The following is a 21569-nucleotide window of genomic DNA, read 5'->3' as shown; positions in this document are numbered from 1 at the left end:
CATGTCCGATCCCAACTCCCCCGTCACGCGGTTTCAGAACTGGCGCCGCAGCCTCCCGCCTGCGCTGCGCCTGATCCTGACGATCAACGTCGTGGCTTTTCTGGGGCTTATCGTTCTCAGCATCGTGGGATTGGGAGGGCTCGTGGTGGAGTGGACGGCGCTTTCGAGCGCCCCGGCCGTTGCCATTACGAGGCCGTGGACGATCCTGACCTACGGGTTCATCAATCCGCTTGGCGCGCAACTGATCTGGGGGATCATCTCGTTCGTGTTCGCACTCGCGTGGCTGACGTGGATCGGGCGGGACCTGGAGAACACGTACGGAAGCCACCAACTCCTCGGCCTCTACCTCCTCGCGACCCTCGCCGGAGCCGTCCTCGCGCTCGCGTGGGGAGCGCTCGGCGGTGGAGGCATTGGGCTTTACGCAGGCGCGTGGGGACCCGTGGGCGCGGTCGTCGTGGCGGCGGGCGTGCTGCACCCGCGCGAGACGATGAACCTGTTCTTGCTGGGCTCCATCTCGATGAAGTGGATCGCGATCGCGTTTGTGACGCTGGACTTCCTCTCGACGTGGCTGCAGGCTCAGTTCCTCGACGTGTCGCACGTCGGCGCGTACGCGATGGGCGTCGCGTTCGCGCTCGCGCAGAAGCGGAACATCGAGCTGGGCGGCTGGACGCGTGTCCTCTTGCGCGGCGAAGGCGTCGCGCCGGACCCGATGGCGTCGTACCGTGCCAGCCAGGGCGGGATGGGAGGCATGGGCCGCGCCAGAGGCGGCGACGATGAGGGGGAGGCGTGGAAAAAAGCCGCCAAGGCGACTTCCACCAAGACCGCAGGCCGGCCGCGCCCCGCTCCGCGCAAGTCGTCTCGCCCTGCGGCGCCGACGCAGGCGGACATCGATGTCATCCTCGACAAGATCCACGAGAAGGGGCTGGAGAGCCTCTCGAAAGACGAGCGCAAGGTGTTGGAAAAGTGGTCAGGCGGATGACTCCCGCCGTCACCGATCCTCCCCGCCGCCAGAGGCCGCCGACGCTCGCCCGTCGCGCGGGGGGTGTGCTGCTGTGGGTCCTGACGCTGCCGCTGATCGCAGCCGTCGCGGTCGGGCTGGCGGCGCAGTGGATTGACCCGCGCGCGCTCTGGTGGCCGCAGCTGTTCGCCGTTCTGCTGCCGTTCCTCTCGTTCGGGCTCGTCGCCACGGCCGTGCTGTCGCTCGTGCTGAAGGTGCGCGGGTTGGCGCTCGTCCAGACCGTCCTGCTGCTGTTCGTCCTCGTTCGCACCGAGCCATGGGCGCGCCTGGGCGAGGCCTCTGGCGAGGGCGAGGCGCTCCACCTCATGACCTTCAACGTGCCGGAGCAACTGGCGCCAGAGGCCATGCGCGACTCGATGGCGGCGTTTGTCCGGCGCGAGGCGCCCGACGTGCTGGTGGTGCAGGACGCGTGGGTCCGTGGCCCACGCCAGGAGCGCGAGGCGTGGGAAGCGCCGCAGGTACGCGGCGTAGTGGACTCCTTGGGCTACGGCCTCCGCGTTCCCGCTCTCGTGCCGGGCCAGCGCGGCTGGAAGCGCGGCGCAACCGGCATCCCGCTGCTTCTGGCGCCAGAAGCCGCGCGCGTGACCGCGCAAGAGGCCATCGTGGTGGCGGGGCCGGGCGACGACGAGTCCTCGCAGGCGACCCGGAGCGTGATCGAGTGGGAGGGGCGCTCGTTCGTGCTCTACAACGTGCACCTCCGCTCCTTTGGGCAGGCGAAGCCGTGGCTGGACCCCGAGTTCACGCCGCTGCGCCCTCGTACGTGGCCGCGCAGCTTTTCGCGCCTCTCTGAGGTGTACCGCGAGCGGGCGACGGATGTGGACATGATCGCCGAGGCCATCGCGGCGGAGACGCTGCCGGTCGTCATCGCGGGCGACTTCAACTCGACGGCGGACAACTGGTCCTACCGCGAGCTGCGGCAGGCGGGCGGGATCCGTCGTCAAGACGCGTACCGCGAGGCGGGAGACACCGTGTGGGGGCGGACGTACCACGCGGACAACCTCGTCGTCCGGATCGACCACGTTTTGGTGGACCCCGCGCTGGCCGTGGAGCGCGCGGAAATGCGCAACGTGGGCTTCTCCGACCACCGCCCCGTGCTGACCCGCCTCCGCTGGCGGGACGAATAGGGGAAGGATCCGCCTCTTGCGCGTGACGAAAGCGGCTTGGGGCGCTTCAGATTTCGTAAAGTGCGCCGCTCTAAGGCTATCCCACTACATGCGTCTCTCCACCTACGACCTGCTCCCGTATACCCTCCAGTTGTCCTCGCCGATTCGCCTCGGCGACACGGAGATGACGGAACGGAAGGGGATCCTCCTTCGCTTCGAGGCCGAAAGCGGTGAGGTCGGATGGGGCGATTGCGCCCCGCTGCCTGGGTTCTCCCGCGAGACGCTGGACGAGGCCCGAACCGCGCTCGACACGCTCGCGGCAAGCTTTGGCGAGCACAGCCTAGACCCACGTCTGTTCGTGGACCCCGCCGGACCGGTGTACCGCGCGCTCGACGCCGCGACGCCGCCGCCGAGCGTCCGCTACGCGCTCGACCTCGCGCTGTGGAGCATGGGCTCTGAAGTGCTGGACCGCACGCTCGCGCAGGGGCTCCACCCCGAGCCCGCCGTCGCGCTCCCGCTCTGCGGCCTGTTGCAAGGCGACAAACGGACGATCCTCAAGGACGCAGCCCGGATGGGCGGCGCCTCGTACCGCGCGGTCAAGATGAAAGTCGGCCGCGGCAAGATGGACGACGAGATCGCGCTCGTGCACGAGGTGCGCAGCAAGATCGGCGCCGGGGTGGAACTGCGGCTGGACGCCAACCGCGCCTGGACGATGGAGGAGGCCAAGGACTTCGCCAGAGGCATCCGGGACGCGCAGGTCTCGTTCGTCGAGGAGCCGCTGAAGGACCCGACGGGGCTCCCCATGCTGTGGATGGACACGGGGCTCCCCATCGCGCTGGACGAGACGCTGCACCTGCCGCAAGGCGAGGCGTTCGTCCGGGGCTGGGTCGCCGCCGTCGTACTCAAGCCGACGCTGATCGGCGGCATTGTGCGGACGCTTCAGCTCGCCGCCAAGGCGCGGACCGTGGGCGCCCGTCCGATCCTCTCCAGCTCCTACGAGAGCGGCGTCGGCCTCCGCGGCTTGGTCGCGCTCGCCGCCGCGACCGACGCCGAGCCTGCAGGCTTGGACACCGCGCGGCGCTTTACGACCGACGTCCTCGCGCAGCCGTTGGTCTTTGACGGCCCGTTCGTGGACGTGCCCGCGCTGCTGAGCAAGAAGGTCGAGATCAGCGACGCCGTCGCCGCATGACCGATCCCGCCTCTGCCCACGCCCTGCGGCAGCCTCTGGCGCCGGCGGTCGTCGGGCGGGAGGCGGTCGCGTGGGGGGAGTGGAACGCGCGCATCGGGCGCGCCGCCAGAGGCTTGACGATGCTCGGCGTAGACCGTGTGGCGCTGAGGTGCACGGACCGCTTAAGCCTCGCCGTGCTGGCGCTCGGCGCGATCCGGGCAGGCGTCCTGGCCGTTCTCGTGCCGACGCGGTGGCCGGCGCCTCTGGCGGAGTCGGCGCTCGCGAACGCTGGCGTTGAGGTGGCGGTGACGGATCTGCCTCTGGCGACGCTCAAGAATCTCGCGCCAGAGGCCATCCTGGCAACACAAGGTGAGAACCGTGGCGGCTCGCTGGACGCGGACCGTCCGGCCGTTGCGGTGTTTACCTCGGGCTCGACGGGAGCGCCAAAGGCCGCCGTCTTGACGTGGGGCGCGCTGGAGGCGAGCGCCAGAGGCGTGAACAGCCACCTGGGCCTGGAGGCGGGGGACCGATGGTTGCTGGATCTCCCCGTCGCACACGTTGGCGGGTTGGGCGTCGTGGTCCGATGCGCGCTCGCGGGCGCGGCGCTGGCAGTCCCTAGCCCAGGGCAGCCTCTGGCGGACGCGCTCGCGGCCCTCGCGCCGACCCATGCCTCGCTGGTCTCCACTCAACTACGGCGCCTTCTCGCCTCTGGCGCAAATCTGGACTCGCTCCGCGCGATCCTGCTCGGCGGCAGCGCGATGCCCGACGCGCTCCTGGCCGAGGCCGTCGCCAGAGGCCTGCCGGTCTCGCCGTCCTACGGCCTGACGGAAATGGGATCGACGGTGACGGCGGTAAGCGTCCCCGCGACGCCAGAGGCGCTCGCTACCTCGGGCCGGCCTCTGGCGGGGCGCGAGGTTCGGATCTCGGCCTCGGGCGAGATCGAGGTGCGCGACGCGACGCGCTTCTCGGGGTACTTGACTCCGGATGGACTCATTGAGCCGTTCCAAGCCAGCGGGTGGTTCGCGACGGGCGACTTGGGAGATATCGACGGGGCGGGTCGGCTATGCGTGAGCGGGCGGCGCGGGCTGCGGTTCGTCTCGGGCGGCGAGAACGTCCAGCCGGAGGCCATCGAGCGGGAGCTCCTCGCGCTCGGGGCCGTCGCCGAGGCGGTCGTTGTTCCCATCGAGGACGCCGAGTTCGGCCACAGGCCTCTGGCGTTCGTGCGCCCCGCCGCAGGTGAGTCGGCCGACAGCGACGCCATTCGCGCGGCGCTACGCCAGAGGCTCCCGGGGTTCATGATCCCGGTCGAGGTGGTGCCGTGGGAGGGCGCGCAGGGGATGAAGCCGGATCGCGTGGCGCTCGCGGAGGCGGCACGCCAGAAGCGCAATGCGTGACGCGCGCCTGAATGGGGGAGGCGCAGTAGGTTCGGGGCTCATTCGCTTCTAGCTCCATGCGCGCCGTTTTCGCCCTGTTCGTTGTGTTCACGTTCGCGGGATGCGCGGGGGCGCCGCCTGAGGCGCCGACGCTTGTGGGCACGTGGGAAGGCGAAGCGGGGCAGTGGGACGACGGCGACCGCGCGCGCGAGCCAGACAGCCGCTGGCCCGTGGCGATCACGCTGGTCCAGAGCGCCTCTGGCGAACCCAATGCCGCCATCGATTACCCCTCGTTCCCCTGTGGCGGGCGGCTGCGTTACGTCGGTCCCAGCACCGAGGTGGACGCGCGCCCGGGCGATGTCGTCTTTCAGGAGGAGATCACCTACGGCGAGGACATCTGCTTTAGCGGAGGGACGGTCCTCTTGCGCCTGGAGGAATCCAGCCTGGTGTTCGCCTGGGCCATCGACTCCGCGCCGACCGTCGCCGCGGGCCGCTTGCAGCGCTCGCGCCGCTGACCTCTGGCGCCTGCGCTTTTATCCGTCCCGCCAGAGGCGAGCGCTACAGGCCGTGAAGCGCGCGAACGTGCGCGGTGATCTCCGTGAGGTCCGGCCCCTCGCGGCGGCTCGGGCCGAACGGGTCCGCGGGCTCGGCGGTTGGGTCTAGAAGAGCGCGGAGTGAGGAAGCCACGCCTGCTCCCAAAACCTCGGGGTGGTAGCCGCCTTCGAGGGTCAGCACGAGTCGGCCGCTGGCGTAGGCGTCGGCCGCTTCCATCACCACGCGCACCAGGTCCGTTAGCCCGCTGACGGAGAGCGAGAGTCCGCCGATGGGATCGAGCCGGTGGGCGTCGTAGCCCGCGGAGAGGAGGATGAGGTCCGGCCGGAAGCGCGCCGCCAGAGGCCCGATGGTCTCGCGGTAGAGTCCGACGAGCCCCGCGTCTGTCGTGCCGCCGGGGACGGCGAGGTTGACCGTCGAGCCCTCGCCGGCGCCGGTGCCGGTCTCGTCCATCGCGCCCGTGCCCGGGAAGATGTCGGCCTGCTGCGAGGACACGAAGAGGACCGAGGGATCGTCGTAGAAGGCCTCTTGCGTGCCGTTGCCGTGGTGCACGTCCGTGTCCACGATCATCACGCGCCCGGCGCCGAGGGCCTCTTGCGCGAAGCGCGCCGCGATGGCGGCGTTGGAGAGCAGGCAGAACCCCATCGCTTGCGCGGGCCGGGCGTGGTGCCCCGGCGGCCGGCCGAGCGCGAAACCGTTGTCTGCCTCGCCAGCGCACACGCGCCGCACGATCTCGATCACGTCCCCAGAGGCCCCGCGCACGAGCCGGAGGGACTCGCGCGTGGCGTAGGTGTCCACGTCCAGCATCCCGCCGCCGTTCTCGCAAAAGGCCTCCAAGGCGTCCAGGTATGCCGGATCGTGTACGCGCTCCAGATCCTCGCGGGAGGCGGGCGCGCCTTGAACCCGAACGAGGTCCACGAGCGCGCGGTTGGCCTCGATCCGCTCGCGGACGGCCTCTAGCCGCGCCGGGCGTTCCGGGTGGCCTCTGGCGCTGTGCAGCGCGTGGTCGTCGCGGAGCGAGTACAGGGTCATGCGGGAGACGAGATGAGGTCCAGCGCTTTGGGCGCAACGACGTAGGGCTTGATTACGGGCGTCGTCATGGCGTCCACGGCGCCGGAGTCCGACGCGAGGGAGAGCTCTCGGAGCGAGCCGTCGCGCTCCAAGATGGAGATGGGTTCGCCGGCGCTCTCGTACGCGCTGTTCCGCGAGGAGGCGGTCACGAGGTAATACGACGCGTCGTCCGCCGCGTCGGCGGGGGAGGACAGGCCTCTGGCGACGAGCCAGTCGGCCACGCGCTCGCGCCAGGCGTCCTGCTCGGCGCCAGAGGCCGGGGCGTTCATAAACGTAGTGCGGAACAGGTCGCGGTCCAGAAAGCGCCGCGAGAGGTCCGCGAGGACGCGGTCGTCGGAGCGCTTCCACTGCTTGAGCGAGGCCAGCACGTCGGTGTCGTCCAGTTCGCAGAACGCGTCCAAAACCTCTGGCGCGACGGCGTCGGGATCAGCGAAGTGGTCGGCGGTGATCTCGCCGCTCATGAACGTGGCGAGCGCGGGCGTGGTCGCTTCCAGCGCGGGGTCGCCAGAGGCCCACCGGGCGCGGGCGCGCGCGAAGGCGCCGCGCAGCACGCTGTCGGCGGCGAGGACCGTTTTGTGGAGGTACACCTGCCAGTACATCAGCCGCCGCGAGAGGAGCGCGTTTTCGACGGCGTAGCCGCCCTTGGCCTCGATCACCAGTTGTGCGTCCGCGCCGCGGCCGTGCACGCGGAGCGTTTTCAGGATGCGCTCCACGCCCACCACGCCCTCGGCGACGCCGGTGTAGAAGGAATCGCGCCGGAGGTAGTCCAGGCGGTCCATGTCCAACTGGCTCGCCAGAAGCGCCTGGAAAAAGGGCCGCTCGTAGCGCCCGTCGAAGATGGCGAGCGCCGTGGTCAGAGCGCCGCCCAGGCGCCGGTCGATGCGGCCGAGGATGGCGCGGCTCATGGCCTCGTGGCGGAACCGCTGGCCGCTGGCGCCGGGGGGGATCAGTTGCGTTTCGAGCGTGTGCGAAAACGGCCCGTGGCCCACATCGTGCAGAAGCGCGGCGACAAGCGCGCCTTCCACCTCGTCGGTCGTGAGGACGGTGCCTTTGCCCTGGATGGTGCTCAGCGCCTCGTACATGAGCGACATCGCGCCGAGCCCGTGCTCGAACCGGGTGTGGACGGCGCCCGGAAACACGAGGAACCCGAGGCCGAGCTGGCGGATGCGACGGAGGCGCTGAAACTCCGGCGTCTCCACCAGATCGAGGACGAGCCCCTTTGGAACGCTGACGAACCCGTGGACGGGGTCGTTGAAAAGTTTGAAGCGAGGTGTCACCTTGTTGGCGGGGGTCCGTTGAGACTACCCTCCGTCTACCGGCCTGAGTTCCCCATGCGCCCCTCCGACCCTACCCAATACAACCCCGGCTCCTACGACCACGAGTTCGACGACCCGATCGACCACTCCATCTTCGACGCGGAGGCGTTTCCTCTGGCGTCACCGTGGAAGCGGCTCGGCGCGGTGATCTTGGACTCGCTGATCGGGTTCGGCCTGGCGCTGCCCGGCCTGATGCTCATCGGCATCGGCGAAGAGACGAACGCGGATGTCTTCGAAGCCTTGGGCGCGCTCGTCTTCGTGGGCGCGTTGCTTGCGCTCATGGTTTACCAGGTCATCCTCCTGAGCCGCGACGGGCAGACGATCGGCAAGAGGGTTCTGAACCTCCGCATCGTGGACGCCCACGACGGGCACAACCCCGGATTCTTGCGGGCCTTCGTGGTGCGCAGCGTTCTCATGGGCGTGCTCTCGATCATCCCGCTCGTCAGCCTGATCGACGCGCTGATGGTCTTTACCGAGAACCACCAGACGCTCCACGACCGCCTCGCGACAACCGTCGTGGAGGACGAGTCGCCGGGTGCGCGGTAGGTGAGCCGCGTCCCGGTCGCGCTCTGCCTAGACACGCCAGAGGCCATCCGACCGGCGCTGCTCTACGCCGCCGAGGAACTCCTGAGGCCTCTGGCGTGCGCCCCGCACCTCGTCCCGCGCGAGGACGTGGGCAAGGCCGGGATCTACGTCGGCCCCGAGCCGGAAACCGTCGCCTCTGGCGCGATCCGGATTCGCCAGAGGCCCGAAACCGTAGACGCGCTGCTGCACGAACGCGCCGTCTCGCTAGAGGCCGTCTCGTGGTTGCGGCAGGGCGGGGGAGAGGTACCGCTCCCGTTCCCGCTCGGCGGCGGCACGCCAGAGGCCGATCCTACGTGGATCGTTGAGGCCGACGTTCTCGCCTCCGCGTTCTGGTGGCTCGCAGGGGTTCAGGAGCGGGCCAACCGCACGCGCGACCGATGGGGACGCGTCCCCTACGCCGCGTCGCTCCAGGCGGCGCTGGACGCGCCTCTGGCGACCCCGGTGGATGCCATCCGCGCGTGGTTCGCCTCGGCGCTCCGCGCCAGAGGCGTCGCCGTCCGGGAGATGCTGTGGGGAGGCCACGCGTGGGCGGTGGCACTCACGCACGACCTGGACGCGCTCCGCACGCCGCGCCTGCGCGCGTTCGCGGGAGACGCCGCCCGAGGCCGCCTCTGGCGCGCGGCACGGCGCGGGTTCGGCCCCGACGCTCGCGCCGTGAGCGCCCGCGCGTTGATCGATCTCGCGCGGCGACACGGTGCCCGGTCCACGCTGTTCGTCAAGACCGGCGCCAGCAGCCCTGAAGACCTCGCACCGCACGTCGACGCCGCCTGGCTCCGCGCCCTCGCGGCCGACGGCTTCGAGATCGGGCTGCACCCCAGCATGGAAGCCGCGACGGACTCCGCCCGCCTCTGGCGGGAGCGCCAGAGGCTCGGGCAGGTTCTCGGCGAGTCGCCCCAAGCCGTTCGCTCCCATTACCTCCGGTGGGACCCCGCCCTCACGCCCTCGCTCTACGCCGCCGAGGGCTTCGCGACCGACTCCACGCTGGGGTGGGCCGCCACGCCGGGATTCCGCCGCGGGACGGCGCACCCGTTCCGGCTGTGGGACGCCGCTCGCTCCGCCCCCTCGTCGCTCTGGGAAGCGCCTCTGGCGGTGATGGACACCACGCTGTTCGCCCACCGCGGGCTCTCGCCAGAGGCCGCGTCGGCGGCGCTCGCAGACGCGCTCGGCGCGGCGCGGGCCTCTGGCGGGCTGGCCGTCGTGCTCTGGCACAACGCGATGGGCGACCTCCAGCCATGGGCCTCTACATTGAGCGTCATCGACCACGCGATTGGCCGCGCTCGCGCAGAGGGCGCTGCGCTGCTGCCGCTCGAACGCGCTGTGCAGGCTGCGAAGGGCTATTCGCTGTAAAGAGCATGTGATCGTCGTAACGTGGCACGCCTATCGCCAGACGTGGCGTGCTCCCCTCTCTGCATTCCCCTCCGCATGCCTTTCTTCTCTCGCAGCATCGACGAGGTGCTCGCGCCCCAAGTGCTACGTGCGCTCCCGGTTGGGATCGCGGTTTACAAGCTCGAAAAGCCCGGCGATCCGGCATCGCTGCGTTTGGTCTACGCCAATGAGGCCAGCGAAGCCATCACGGGGCTCAAGAGCAGCAAGGAAGTGGGGCGGTTCATGCGCGAGATCACGCCAGAGGTGATGGACACAGATGTCCCCGCGGCCTACACGCGAGTCGCGATGTCTGGCAAGGCAGAGAACCTGGGAACGGTCACCTACGGCGATGATCGCATCCAGCGCTCGACGTTCCACCTCCGCGCGATCCCGCTGGAGGACCGCATGGTCGCCGTCGTGTTCGAGGACGTCTCGGACAGCGCGGACCTCGCCGAACTCCGCAAGGCCCAGGATTCCCTGGTGTCGAAAGAGCGGCGGTACCGTTCGCTTGTAGAGGCCACGGCGGCCATCGTGTGGCAGACCCCGCCTTCGGGCGAGTTCGAGAGCGATCAGCCGCACTGGCGGGCTTTTACCGGGCAGTCCGAGGAGGAACTGATGGGCTGGGGCTGGCTTGGCGCCATCCACCCCGATGACAACCAGAAAACCGCCGACGCGTGGAACGCTGCGGTAGCCGCTCGGGACACGTACAACGTCGTGCACCGGCTCCGCCGCCACGATGGGGAGTACCGCCACATGCTGGCCCGCGCTGTTCCCGTCTTGGACGCCTCTGGCGAGATCCTGGAGTGGGTGGGCGTCCACACCGACGTCCACGACCAAACGCTCGCCTCCGACGCTCTCGAAGCCAGCGAGTCCCGGTTCCGGACGCTGTTCGACGCCTTTGGCGACGTCGTGTTGGTGTACCCCGTGCGCGAAGACGGACCCGGGGAGCTTCTGGCGTTCAACCGTGCCGCCGTTCAGCGCTACGGCTACACCGAGGAGGAACTCCACGACCTCACGATCCAGGACCTCATCAAGCCCGGCTCGCTTTCCGTCCCCGACGCCATCGCGCGGCTCCGCCGCGAGACGCAGGCCACGTTCGACTCGGTGCACCTCACCAAGGAGGGGCAGCGCCTGCACATGTCTACCAACGCACGGCTCGTGGAGTACGATGGGGAGCTGTGCATCCTCGCCATCTGCCGCGACGATACCGAGCGCCGGGCGTTCCAGCGCCAGCTCTCGCGCGCGAACCTCCGCCTGGAGCGCACGGTCAACGAGCGGACGGCGGAGATCGAGGCATTCGCGGACGACCTGCGGATCCTCCACCGCATCATCACCGAGGAGCACGCCTCGCCAGAGGCCCGGTTCGATGCGTTCCTGCGCGCGGGCTGCGAGATGTTCGACCTCCCGCTCGGCATCCTTTCCTCGACGCCCAAAGACCCGGAAACGGGCGAAGCCCTCTACCGCCTGGAAGCAGTGGTCTCACCCGATCCCTCCATCGAGGCTGGCCTCACGATCCCGCTCTCCGAAGCGTTTTGCGACGCGGTGTACGAGACGGGCGAAACCGTCGTGTACGGGGACGCGGCGGACGAGGCGCCCTCGCATCCGGCCTGCGTTCAGCGCGGCCTCCGCGCCTTTATCGGCACGCCGATCCGGGTCGACGGCGAATTTTTCGGGACGCTCAACTTCGTCTCGCCAGAGGCCCGCGAGGACGGCTTCAAGACTACTGAGCTCGACCTGATCGAAATGATGGCCGGCGCCATCGGCCGGCAGATCTCGCTGGACCGCGTGACGCAGAAAAACGCCCGGGACCTCGCGTGGCACCGCGCCGTGGCCGAGGCCGTCAACGACGCCGTGGTCCACATCGACGCCGAGGGCCACGTGCTCGAACACAATGAAGCCGCCGAGGACGTGCTCGAAGGCGATCACCTGCCGCTTCAGCGCGTCGACCGCTACGGGGCGCCTCTGGCGCCAGAGGCCTTCCCGGAACGCGTCGCGATGCTAGACGAGCGCACGGTGCGCTCGCGGCTGCAAGGTCTGGGAGACGAGGAGATGCGCCAGTGGTACCTCGTCAACGCCTCGCCCGTGGATGAGGACCACGACGGGATGCTGGACGGCGCCGTGGTGGTGCTGCAAGACGTGACGGCGGTGCAGCAGATCGCGGAGCGCGCGATGCGCTCGCGCGATCTCTTGCGCTCGGTTCTCGCCGCCTCGCCAGAGGGCGTCATGGCGTTCCGGGCCATCCGCGAAGATGGCGAGATCGTCGACTTCGAGTGGATCCTCGCGAACCCGCGCGTGGAGACCATCATCGGGCGGAGCGAAGCGGACCTGATCGGAAACCGGCTGCTGGAGGTGTTTCCGGGCAACCGGGAAGCGGGCTTATTCGACGCCTACGTCGACGTGGTCGAAAGCCAGGAGCCGTATGAGACCGTGATCCCCTACAACCACGATGGGCTGAACACCTCGTTCCGGCTGGTGGCCGTCCCCATCCCGAGCGAGGACGGGTTTACCGTCACGTTCGTGGAGGTAATCGACGTGGTGGATCTCGACGACACGCTTCCCGCTGAGGACACATGATCTCCGGCTCTTGCTGCCTGCTCGTCTTTGCCAAGGTTCCCCGGCCGGGGCGCGTCAAAACCCGACTCACGCCGCCTCTGGCGCCAGAGGCCGCCGCTCGGCTGTACAACGCCTTTTTGCGCGATGCGCTGGACGTGTACGCGGCGCAGGCCACGGGCGAGGACCCGCTCGGACTGGGCGAGCCCGTGGCTGTGCGGCTGTACCTCAACGAGCCGGCGCCCCCTGGCCTGGCGCCAGAGGCGGTGCAGGTGTTCGAGCAGGCCGCAGGCGGCCTGGGCGAGAAGATGGCGGACGCGTTCGCCCACGCGTTCGCGGCCGGCTACGAGCGCGTCGTGGTGGTCGGCACGGACCACCCGACGCTGCCGGTTGAGTTGCTGGGTGAGGCGTTCCGGCAACTCCGCGAGCCTCTGGCGTGCGTCGTCGCGCCGAGCGACGACGGCGGCTACGTGTTCCTGGGGCTCAACGACTTGGTCCCGGACATCTTCGAGATGGATTACAGCCATCGGTACGTCTTCGTGGACACGTTGGACCGCGTCTCGCGCAACAGCATGACGCCCGTCGTCCTCCCCGGCCACTACGACGTGGACGACGGCGACGACCTGGACCGGCTCCTCGCCGAGTGGCACGGGGGCGCGCCGGTCGGGGAGCGAACGGCAGCGGTTCTGGCGACGCTGAAGACCTAGCGCCAGAGGCTGAATGGCCTCTGGCGTTAGCGCGCAACGGTGAGGTGCGCGGTGATGGCCTCCCCGCCGACCTCTGCGCGGACCACATACACGCCTGCCGCCCACCGCTCCGTGCGCACCTCCCACGCGTGCTCGCCTCGGGCGCCAGAGGCTTCGCAGTAGACCTCCCGGCCTCTGGCGTCGTAGACCGTCACGTTCGCCGCCTCTGGCGACACGAGGTCCAGCGCGACCCGTACGGTGCGCGATGCGGGGTTGGGCGTGATGCGCAGGCGCGCGCCAGAGGCCTCAGGCGACGCCTCCGACGCCACTGGCAGCGCGCCCGACGAGCGCCAGACCCCGTTCCGCGTCGCCACATAGAGCCGGCCGTCCCGGTCTAGCTCCATGTCCTCCACGCCGTCGCCCGCCCATCCCGAGGCCTCTGGCGTGAGTAGGGTCCACGTCCGGGCGCCATCGCCCGACCACACGACCCCGCCGATGTGGTTCGTGCCCGTGCCGTCAGGGTGCCGGGTGAACCCCGTGAGCCCTACCACGATGGAGCCATCGGGGAGAACGATGGGCGTGACTTTCACGATGGAGCCTACGTCCACTTCGGCTCCGAACACGTGCCGCTGCTCGTAAGTCTCCCCCCCGTCCTCGCTCGCTCGCACCGTCCGGGCGCCGATGGTGGAGTCTAAGAGAAACGCATAGACCGTCCCGCCGAAGGGGTGCGAGGCGTCGGCGGCGACCTCGACGCGCTCGATCCCGTAGCGGAAGCGTCCCTGGAAGGAGGAGCACGTGAAGGTGTCCCCATCGGAGGAGTAGCCCATCCCGTTGAACGCGCCGGCGACGAGGCGCCCGCTGGGGAGCGCGTTGGAGGGAGGAAGCTCGGCGATGTCTAAGATGCGGCCGGCCTCGCCGCAGAACCCCTCGCCGGACTCCGCGAGGCGGAGCGTGTCGCCGCCGTCGTCGGAGCGGCAGATGGAGCCGGTCGCGACGTAGACCGCCGGGGGCTCGCCCGCGACCGCGCCGATGGGCGGGGGGAGCGCGCTCTCGTGGACGTTGTTGAGGGTGTGCCGGCATTGCCCGTCGATGGCGGTGACGGTCTCCCACGTCCGCGCTCCGTCGTGGGAGACGCCGAGGGCGAGTTGGTTCGCCCGCGTGAGGAACGTGCCGTCACCGAGTTCTTCCAGGGCGTCGTAGGACCTGCCGTCGATCTGAGTCCACGTCCCGTCGGGCTCGAGCCTGTAGAGGCCCCCCTGCTGCGTGAACCGGTTGACGACGTAGAGGGTGTCGGTGTTCGAAGGACCCGGGCGCGTCACGATCTCGGACACGTAGAGCCCCTCGAAGCCGATGGGCTCCCACGTCACCTGCGCCTCCGGGGCGTGGCAGAGCGCGGCGAGCAGGAGGAGACAGGAGAGGCGGAAGGGCATGGCCGTGCTGCTGTAAGAACGGAGTAGAGTACGGCCCAGCCTCTCACGGAGGGGCACGGTGGATCCTGCGCGCGGGATCCGAGGACGACGGTCAACCGACCGAGAGCAAGCGTAGCCGGAGAACCAAGCGCGCGCCGGCATTATTCGCGGCGTGCTCCTTCGTCAGAAGCTGCAACCAGATTCCGCACGTACGCCAATCTGCAACCGTGGGTGTGTACAGATGCGGCTTCCACCGATAGTCAACCGTGCCGGGTACCTGTCCCCAGAGGCCCCTGGCGGCCCCAATGCGTGACAAGGGTACGGCTCTAGGATGGGCCTCTGGCGCCAGAGGCGGAAGGTCGGGGCGGTGTACCTTCACGGTCCCAACTCTCTGCGCCGTATGCCCTCCGCCACGCTCACCGCATCGACCCTCTCCGGGGGCTCCCTCAAAACCCTGGAGCAGTTCATCATCGAGCGCGAAAGCGACTCCCCCGGCTCCACGGGCCAGTTCTCGCGCCTCTTACGCGACTTGGCGCTCGCGGCGAAGGTGGTGGAGCGGGACGTACGGAAGGCCGGGCTGGTGGACATCTTCGGTGAGACCGGCGACGTGAACGTGCAGGGCGAGGTGCAGAAAAAGCTGGACCTACTCGCCCACGAGGAGTTCGTGCGCGCGCTCCGCCGTGGCGGTGAGGTGTGCCTGATCGGCTCCGAGGAGCACGCCGAGGCGATCCCGCTCCAGTTCGACGACTGCCAGGGCAAGTACATCGTGCTCTTCGACCCGCTGGACGGCTCCTCAAACGTGGACGTCAACGTGTCCATCGGCACCATCTTCTCGATATATAAGGTCCCGGAGGACCACGCCGGGCCGGTCTCGGTGGAGAACGCGTTGCAGCCGGGACGCGATCAGGTGGCGGCGGGGTACATCGTGTACGGCTCGTCTACGATCCTCGTCTACACGACGGGCAACGGCGTCAACGGCTTCACGCTGGACCCCAGCATCGGCGAGTTCTTGCTCTCGCATCCCAACATCCGCACGCCCGAGATGGGCGAGATGTACTCCATCAACGAGGGCAACTACAACTCGTGGGAGCCCGGCCTGAAGGAGTACATCAAGTGGATGCAGACCGAGGCGCCAGAGGACGACCCGCCGCGTCCGTTCACGACGCGTTACATCGGATCGTTCGTGGCGGACTTCCACCGCAACCTGATGAAGGGCGGCGTCTACATCTACCCCGCGAACGCGCGCAATCCCAGCGGCAAGCTCCGGCTGATGTACGAAGCCAACCCGATGGCGTTCATCATCGAGCAGGCCGGCGGAATCGCGTCCACGGGCAACGGACGCATTCTGGACGTGCCGCCAGAGGCCCTGCACCAGCGCTGCCCGGTCTACATCGGCAGTCCCAAGATGGTGGAGATGGCGAAGTCCTTTCTCGCCGGCGAGCGGACGGCGCGGGACTAGCCTCTGGCGCGGTTCCCGCACGCGATACGCCGGGCTCCGGCCTCTGGCGCCAGAGGCTGGTATGGCAACGCGGTCCCCGGACCCATCCCGCCAGCGGCCCGTAGCTTCGGCACCCCGATACCCCACACCGATGGAACCCGACCCGAACGCCCCGCAGCAGCAACTCCAGATCGAACTCACGCCCGACGTGGCCGAGGGGGAGTACTCCAACCTCGTGATGATCGCGCACAGCCCGGAGGAGTTCATCCTGGACTTTATCCGCGTGATGCCGGGCGTGCCCAAGGCTCGCGTCAAGAGCCGCGTCGTGGTCACGCCGAGCCACGCGAAGCGGCTTCTGGCGGCCCTTGCAGACAACATCCAGCGCTTCGAGGCGCAGTACGGAGAGATCGCGCAGAGCCAGCAGAACAACTTCCCCGGCGTGGCTTTTAGCGGCCCCGGCGGCGAAGCGTAGGGCTCAGCCTCTGGCGAGATCCTGCGTGGCGTCCTCGCGCCAGAGGCTCTGGAGCGCCGCGTCCATGCGCGCCTCCGAGCGCGCGGCGGCCTCTGGCGGCGCGACGGTCACGCCAGAGGCGGGCGGCAGCGCCACGATTCGCGCCACGACGGGCGTAGTGCGGGCGCCCAGCCGCCAGTAGGCGCGCACCAGGCTTTCGCGCTCCAGCCACGCGAACCGGCCACGCGGTAGGAAGTCGATCACCGCGAGGAGGATCTCGGCGTCGGCGTCGCGCGCGACCTCGAAGGCGCCATGCCGAAAGGGGGAGACGAGGGGGCCGTGGCGCACGCCGCCCTCGGGCGCGAGCGCGATGGGCGTGGGGCTCCGCGCGACGGCTGCTTTCATGCGCTCACGCGCTGCCTCGCGGCTGCTGCCCTCGCCGCGGTCTACGTACACCGTCCCCACCGCCGTCGCCATCCACCCGATTCCGGGGATCTTGCGCACGCCGGCGGTGGCGAGAAAGCGGACGGGCCGGATGGAGAGGAGCACCACGATGTCCATGTAGGAGACGTGGTTGAAGAACACGAAGCCGCTATGGGCTCGGAGCACCTCGGCGCCTCTGGCGTCCACCTTTAGGCCCGTTATTGCAAGGAAGATGCGGCTGATCCAGACCGACACCCACATCGCGAGGCGGGCGTCCTGGATCCGTCCCGGAATCAGCGCCGAGAGCAGCAGCACGACCGTGCCCACAGCGACCAAGAGGATCGTCGCCAGCAACCGGAGCACGCCGAGCAAGGCACCGGCAAACGTCGTCGGGGGGAGCGTGGCAGCGGCCTCGGGGTAGGGGAGCGGCGTCATGGCGCGGGGTGAACTGGCGAGCGCACGGAAGCGGCGGGGCTACGGCGTCCGTTCCGCCTCTGGCGCCAGAGGCGCGAGTGGCAGCCGGGTTCGCCAGAGGCCTCTGGCGGCATCAGAGGCGCCCGACGAGCGAGGCCAGGCGGAGGCGCCACACCTTTGTCGTGGCCTCGCGCACGATGGCGCTGTTCATCTTGCTCTGCCCCTCGGTCCGTTCCGTGAACACGATGGGCACCTCTACGAGACGGAAGCCGCGCTTCCATGCGCGGTACTTCATCTCGATCTGGAACGAGTACCCGTTCGAGGTCACGCGGTCGAAGTTGATCGCCTGGAGCACTTCGTGCGTGAAGCACGCGAAGCCTGCGGTCACGTCCATCACGGGCAGGCGCGTAATGGCGCGTGTGTACATCCCCGCGCCGTAGCTCAGGATCAGCCGCCCGAGCGGCCAGTTCATCACGCGCACGCCCCCCACGTACCGGCTCCCGACGGCGACATCGGCCTCGCCAGAGGCGCACGCGTCGAGCAGGTGCACCAGGTCGTCCGGGTTGTGTGAGAGGTCGGCGTCCATCTCGCAGATGTACGCGAAGCCGGCATCGCGCGCGGCGCGGAAGCCGGTGAGGTAAGCCGTGCCGAGCCCCATCTTGCCCGCGCGCTCGATAATGCCGACGCGGTTTGGCTCCTCACTCTGGAGCCGCCGCACGATCTGAGCCGTCCCGTCCGGCGAGCCGTCGTCTACGACGAGCGCGGCGAACCGCTCCAGCGCCAGCACGCGCCGCAGAACCGCCTCGATGTTGGCGGCTTCGTTGTAGGTCGGGATCACCACGACGGCGTCGTGCTCAGACCCCGGGGGCTGAGGGAAAGGAGTAGCGCTCACGCGAGAGAAGGGAAGGGCGGGAGGATACGCACCTCGCCAGAGGCTATTTTGCTCCGCACCCGGACCCGCGCCACGCGCGTCGGGTACGCCCACCCTGACTGCTCTTCTGCCCCCATGGCTTCGACCCAGGCCCCCGAGGCCCCTTCCCCGAACGGCACCGCGATTCCCGATGTGCCGACGCCGGACGTCCGGTTTTTCCGCAACAGCGGCCACACGCACGAAAGCCTCGGCCTGAGCGCCGACGACGTGACGGCGATGTACCGCAACATGCTGCTCCAGCGCCGCTTTGAGGAGCGCGCCGCGCAGATGTACGGGCGGCAGAAGATCTCCGGCTTCCTCCACCTTTACATCGGTCAGGAGGCCGTCTCGACGGGCGCCGTCTGGGGCACGCGCCCCGATGACCCGATCATCACCGCCTACCGCGATCACGGTCTCGCCCTCGCCAGAGGCATGGACACCGGCGCGGGCATGGCCGAACTGTTCGGCAAGATCGACGGGTGCAGCCGCGGCAAGGGCGGCTCGATGCACTTCTTCGACATCGACAAAAGCTTCTATGGCGGCCACGGCATCGTTGGCGGCCAGATCCCGGTCGGGGTGGGGCTGGGCTTCGCGTGCAAGTACAAAAAGACCGGCGGCGTCGCGATGGCGTTTTTCGGTGACGGCGCCATCAACCAGGGCGCGTTCCACGAGGCAGCAAACCTCGCGGCGCTCTACAAGGTGCCGGTCCTCCTCATCGTGGAGAACAACGAGTACGCGATGGGCACGAGCGTAGAGCGCTCGCGCGGAGACGCCAACCTCTGGAAAAGTGGCTACCCCTACGGCATGAAGTCCGTGGTTATCGACGGCATGGACCTTTTCGAGGTCTACCACGCCTTCAAGACGATTGCCGACGAGGCCCGCGGCGAGTCCGCCGGCGGCGACGGGGCTCCTGGCGAGACCCACCCCATCTTCGTGGAGGTGCAGACGTACCGCTACCGCGGCCACTCCATGTCCGATCCGCAGAAGTACCGGACCAAGGAGGAGATGGAGGGCAAGAAGAACGAGGACCCCATCGTGCGGATCAAGCAGTACATGCTGGAGCACGAGCTGTCCACGATCGAGGCGCTCGACGAGATCGACGAGTCGGTCAAGGCCGAGGTCATGCAGGCGGTCGAGTTCGCGGAGAACAGCCCGTTCCCGCCAGAGGAGACCATGTACGAAGACGTCTACGTCCAGAAGGACTACCCCTTTATCTCTTAGGTGTCGGTTGAAGCCCTGCCCGTCTGTCGACGGCGAGAGTGCTGAACCACTGACAACCGAACACCGAACACTGACGACCGATGCCAGAACTGCAATACCGTGAAGCCCTCCGCGACGCCATGAGCGAGGAGATGCGCCGCGACGAGAACGTTTTCCTCCTGGGCGAGGAGGTCGCCGAATACGACGGCGCGTACAAAGTCAGCCAAGGGATGCTGGACGAGTTCGGCGCCGACCGGATCATCGACACGCCGATCTCGGAGAACGGCTTTGCTGGGCTTGCTATCGGCGCGTCCATGCTCGGCCTGCGGCCGATCGTGGAATTCATGACGTGGAACTTCACGTTCGTGTGCTTTGACCAAATCGTGAGCAACGCGGCCAAGATGCGCTACATGAGCGGCGGCCAGCTCAACGTTCCTGTCGTCTTCCGCGGCGGCAACGGCGGCGCGGGCCAACTCGGCGCGACGCACTCCAACTCCGTGGAGGCCCTCTACTCCAACGTGCCGGGTCTGAAGATCGTGGCGCCGTCCAACCCGGACGACGCGAAGGGTCTGCTCAAGGCTGCTATCCGCGACGACGACCCTGTGCTCTTCCTGGAGTCCGAGCTCATGTTCGGCATGAAGGGTGAGGTCTCGGCCGACGACGACTACATCATCCCCATCGGCGAAGCCCGCACGGGCCGCGAGGGCGACGACGTAACGATCGTGGCGCACTCGAAGATGTACCACATCGCGATGGAGGCTGCGGAGGAGCTTGCCAAGCAAGGCGTCGAGGCGCACGTGATCGACCCACGCACGCTGCGGCCCTTCCCGATTACGCCGGTTGTGGAGAGCGTCAAAAAGACCAACCGGCTCGTGATCGTGGACGAGAGCCAGCCGTACGGCGGCATCGCGAGCGAGGTCGGCTTCCGCATCCAGCAGCGGTGCTTTGACCACCTCGACGCGCCCGTGGAGCGGGTGACCGCGCCCGACGTGCCCGCACCGTACGCGAAGAACCTCATCGAAGCCTGGATGCCGAGCGTGGACGACACGATCGCGGCCGTCAAGCGCACCCTGTACATGGACTAGCCTCTGGCGCCAGAGGCCTCACGCCCGGCCGCTCGCGGCCTCCCGTCTTTACCACTCCGCGCGACCGCGCACACGTATACCGACAGATGGCTATTCCCGTTGAAATGCCCAAAATGAGCGACACGATGGAGGAGGGAGTCCTCGTCGCGTGGCTCGCCGAAGAGGGCGACGCCGTTTCCGCTGGCGACGTGATCGCGCAGGTCGAGACCGACAAGGCCACGATGGACTTGGAGGTGTACGACGACGGCGTGCTCCTCAAAAAGGTCATCGGCGAGGGCGACGCGGTGCCCATCGGTGGGCTGATCGCGGTGCTCGGCAGCGAGGGCGAGAGCGCGGACAGCGTGCTGGCGTCGTACTCCGGCGACGGCGCGCCCGCCTCTGGCGACTCGGGCTCCGACTCCAGCAGCACGCCAGAGGCCGCGCCTTCGGAATCCGCGGACGCAGCGCCCGAGGGCTACGGCCACCGGCCCGACGAGTCCGCACCGCAAACGACCGCCGCCTCTGGCGCGGACGATGGTGGCCGCGTCAAGGCCAGCCCGCTCGCGCGGCGCATGGCGCAAGAGGCCGGCATCGAACTCTCTGGCGTGTCCGGTTCCGGACCCGAAGGCCGCGTGGTCAAGCGCGACGTAGAAGCCGCGATGAGCGGAAGCGGAGCGGCACAGGCCGCCCCTCAGCCGGTCGCTGTTCCGCAGCCTGTGGCCCCCGCGACGGCGCCAGAGGCTCCGAGCGCGCCCAAGCCGCAGGTCGCCTCTGGCGGCGTGACCGATGCCCGCATCAGCCAGATGCGCAAGACCATCGCGCGCCGTCTGGCGCAGAGCAAGTTCACCGCGCCGCACTTCTACCTCACGGTAGACGTGGACATGACGGAGGCGATGGACTTCCGCCAGCGGCTCAACGGCATGACCGCCGAGCGCGGGCTCGCCAAGATCTCGTTCAACGACCTCGTCACCAAGGCGTGCGCCAGCGCGCTGCGCCGCCACCCGGCCGTTAACTCGTCGTGGATGGAGGAGGAGGGCGTGATCCGCCAGCACGGCGACGTGAACGTGGCGATCGCGGTCGCGATGCCGGACGGGCTCATCACGCCCGTCGTGCGCAACGCCGACCAAAAAGGCTTGGCAGACATCGCGGCGGAAACGCGCGACCTCGCGACGCGCGCCAAGGACCGCAAGCTGGACCCCAGCGAGTGGGAGGGGAGCACCTTCACCACGTCCAACCTCGGGATGTTCGGCATCCGCGAGTTCACGGCCATCATCAACCCGCCCAACGCGTGCATCCTCGCCATCGGCGGGATCCAGGACGTTCCGGTCGTCAAAGACGGCGCGGTCGTGCCGGGCAAGCAGATGACGATCACGCTCTCCTGCGACCACCGCGTCGTGGATGGGGCCTCTGGCGCCGAGTTCCTGGGCGATGTCAAGGCGTTTCTGGAGACGCCGTCCATGATGCTCCTGTAGC

Annotated in this window: 19 protein-coding genes; 14 read left to right on the top strand and 5 right to left on the bottom strand. The window is 68.8% G+C overall.

The features are described 5' to 3' along the window. Position 1: 1 nt before the first annotated feature. The 5 genes from BSZ36_RS08860 (at position 2) to BSZ36_RS08840 (ending at position 5177) form a co-directional block, all read left to right on the top strand. Positions 2-979: a rhomboid family intramembrane serine protease gene (locus BSZ36_RS08860; RefSeq protein WP_094548023.1), complete on the top strand. Its 978-nt coding sequence runs from the start codon at positions 2-4 to the stop codon at positions 977-979. Beyond that, positions 976-2142 (top strand): endonuclease/exonuclease/phosphatase family protein, encoded by a 1167-nt coding sequence (locus BSZ36_RS08855; RefSeq protein ID WP_143536821.1) that lies wholly within the window; start codon positions 976-978, stop codon positions 2140-2142. Before BSZ36_RS08860 ends, BSZ36_RS08855 begins: the two co-directional genes overlap by 4 nt. An 88-nt stretch (positions 2143-2230) precedes the next feature. Then, positions 2231-3310 carry an o-succinylbenzoate synthase gene (gene menC / locus BSZ36_RS08850; protein WP_094548019.1) on the top strand — a complete coding sequence of 360 codons (1080 nt, stop codon included), beginning with the start codon at positions 2231-2233 and terminating at the stop codon, positions 3308-3310. Next, positions 3307-4683, top strand: a complete 1377-nt coding sequence (locus BSZ36_RS08845; RefSeq protein WP_094548017.1) for an AMP-binding protein — start codon at positions 3307-3309, stop codon at positions 4681-4683. The genes menC and BSZ36_RS08845 overlap by 4 nt, the downstream gene beginning before the upstream one ends. Before the next feature lie 56 nt (positions 4684-4739). Further along, positions 4740-5177 carry a hypothetical protein gene (locus tag BSZ36_RS08840; RefSeq protein ID WP_094548015.1) on the top strand — a complete coding sequence of 146 codons (438 nt, stop codon included), beginning with the start codon at positions 4740-4742 and terminating at the stop codon, positions 5175-5177. A 43-nt stretch (positions 5178-5220) separates the two neighbouring features. Here the strand turns inward: BSZ36_RS08840 and BSZ36_RS08835 are convergent, their stop codons facing one another. Together BSZ36_RS08835 and BSZ36_RS08830 are read right to left on the bottom strand one after the other, a co-directional pair. After that, positions 5221-6246 carry a histone deacetylase family protein gene (locus tag BSZ36_RS08835; protein WP_094548013.1) on the bottom strand — a complete coding sequence of 342 codons (1026 nt, stop codon included), beginning with the start codon at positions 6244-6246 and terminating at the stop codon, positions 5221-5223. After that, entirely contained in the window at positions 6243-7562 is a 1320-nt protein-coding gene (locus BSZ36_RS08830; protein WP_094548010.1) for an HD domain-containing protein, read from the bottom strand. The genes BSZ36_RS08835 and BSZ36_RS08830 overlap by 4 nt, the downstream gene beginning before the upstream one ends. Positions 7563-7616: 54 nt before the next feature. On the opposite strand from BSZ36_RS08830, the gene BSZ36_RS08825 reads away from it, so the two are divergent. From BSZ36_RS08825 to BSZ36_RS08810, 4 genes are all read left to right on the top strand, one after another. Beyond that, a complete protein-coding gene (locus tag BSZ36_RS08825) occupies positions 7617-8147 on the top strand; it encodes an RDD family protein (protein WP_094548007.1) in 531 nt (176 codons plus the stop codon). Further along, positions 8148-9533 (top strand): polysaccharide deacetylase family protein, encoded by a 1386-nt coding sequence (locus tag BSZ36_RS08820; RefSeq protein ID WP_094548004.1) that lies wholly within the window; start codon positions 8148-8150, stop codon positions 9531-9533. It begins immediately after the preceding gene. Between the two features lie 75 nt (positions 9534-9608). Further along, positions 9609-12125, top strand: a complete 2517-nt coding sequence (locus BSZ36_RS08815) for a PAS domain S-box protein (protein WP_094548001.1) — start codon at positions 9609-9611, stop codon at positions 12123-12125. Further along, positions 12122-12808, top strand: coding sequence for a TIGR04282 family arsenosugar biosynthesis glycosyltransferase (locus tag BSZ36_RS08810; RefSeq protein ID WP_094547999.1), 687 nt, complete (start codon positions 12122-12124; stop codon positions 12806-12808). Before BSZ36_RS08815 ends, BSZ36_RS08810 begins: the two co-directional genes overlap by 4 nt. A gap of 26 nt (positions 12809-12834) precedes the next feature. Here the strand turns inward: BSZ36_RS08810 and BSZ36_RS08805 are convergent, their stop codons facing one another. Then, complete coding sequence (locus BSZ36_RS08805) at positions 12835-14217, bottom strand: T9SS type A sorting domain-containing protein (protein ID WP_179271102.1); 1383 nt, start codon at positions 14215-14217, stop codon at positions 12835-12837. 379 nt (positions 14218-14596) lie between these two features. Between BSZ36_RS08805 and fbp the strand changes: the two genes are divergently transcribed. Further along, the gene (gene fbp, locus BSZ36_RS08800) at positions 14597-15655 is read left to right on the top strand and encodes a class 1 fructose-bisphosphatase (RefSeq protein WP_094547994.1); all 1059 of its coding nucleotides are present in this window, start codon (positions 14597-14599) and stop codon (positions 15653-15655) included. 130 nt (positions 15656-15785) lie between these two features. Further along, the gene (locus tag BSZ36_RS08795; RefSeq protein WP_094547991.1) at positions 15786-16106 is read left to right on the top strand and encodes a DUF3467 domain-containing protein; all 321 of its coding nucleotides are present in this window, start codon (positions 15786-15788) and stop codon (positions 16104-16106) included. Positions 16107-16109: 3 nt separating this feature from the next. Here BSZ36_RS08795 and BSZ36_RS08790 read toward each other — a convergent pair whose 3' ends face one another. Both BSZ36_RS08790 and BSZ36_RS08785 read right to left on the bottom strand, forming a co-directional pair. Beyond that, the gene (locus tag BSZ36_RS08790; RefSeq protein WP_094547988.1) at positions 16110-16943 is read right to left on the bottom strand and encodes a lysophospholipid acyltransferase family protein; all 834 of its coding nucleotides are present in this window, start codon (positions 16941-16943) and stop codon (positions 16110-16112) included. A gap of 112 nt (positions 16944-17055) precedes the next feature. Next, a complete protein-coding gene (locus BSZ36_RS08785) occupies positions 17056-17814 on the bottom strand; it encodes a polyprenol monophosphomannose synthase (RefSeq protein ID WP_218827619.1) in 759 nt (252 codons plus the stop codon). Positions 17815-17928: 114 nt separating this feature from the next. Here BSZ36_RS08785 and pdhA point away from each other — a divergent pair, with 114 nt between their 5' ends. The 3 genes from pdhA (at position 17929) to BSZ36_RS08770 (ending at position 21568) form a co-directional block, all read left to right on the top strand. Continuing rightward, entirely contained in the window at positions 17929-19053 is a 1125-nt protein-coding gene (gene pdhA / locus BSZ36_RS08780) for a pyruvate dehydrogenase (acetyl-transferring) E1 component subunit alpha (protein ID WP_094547983.1), read from the top strand. A gap of 80 nt (positions 19054-19133) precedes the next feature. Beyond that, the gene (locus tag BSZ36_RS08775) at positions 19134-20117 is read left to right on the top strand and encodes a pyruvate dehydrogenase complex E1 component subunit beta (protein WP_094547980.1); all 984 of its coding nucleotides are present in this window, start codon (positions 19134-19136) and stop codon (positions 20115-20117) included. 86 nt (positions 20118-20203) lie between these two features. Beyond that, entirely contained in the window at positions 20204-21568 is a 1365-nt protein-coding gene (locus tag BSZ36_RS08770) for a pyruvate dehydrogenase complex dihydrolipoamide acetyltransferase (RefSeq protein ID WP_094547978.1), read from the top strand. The last annotated feature ends 1 nt before the right edge of the window (position 21569 follow it).

The organism is Rubricoccus marinus (assembly GCF_002257665.1).
GTDB classification, from domain to species: domain Bacteria; phylum Bacteroidota; class Rhodothermia; order Rhodothermales; family Rubricoccaceae; genus Rubricoccus; species Rubricoccus marinus.
This window is presented reverse-complemented; position numbering and strand designations above follow the sequence as displayed.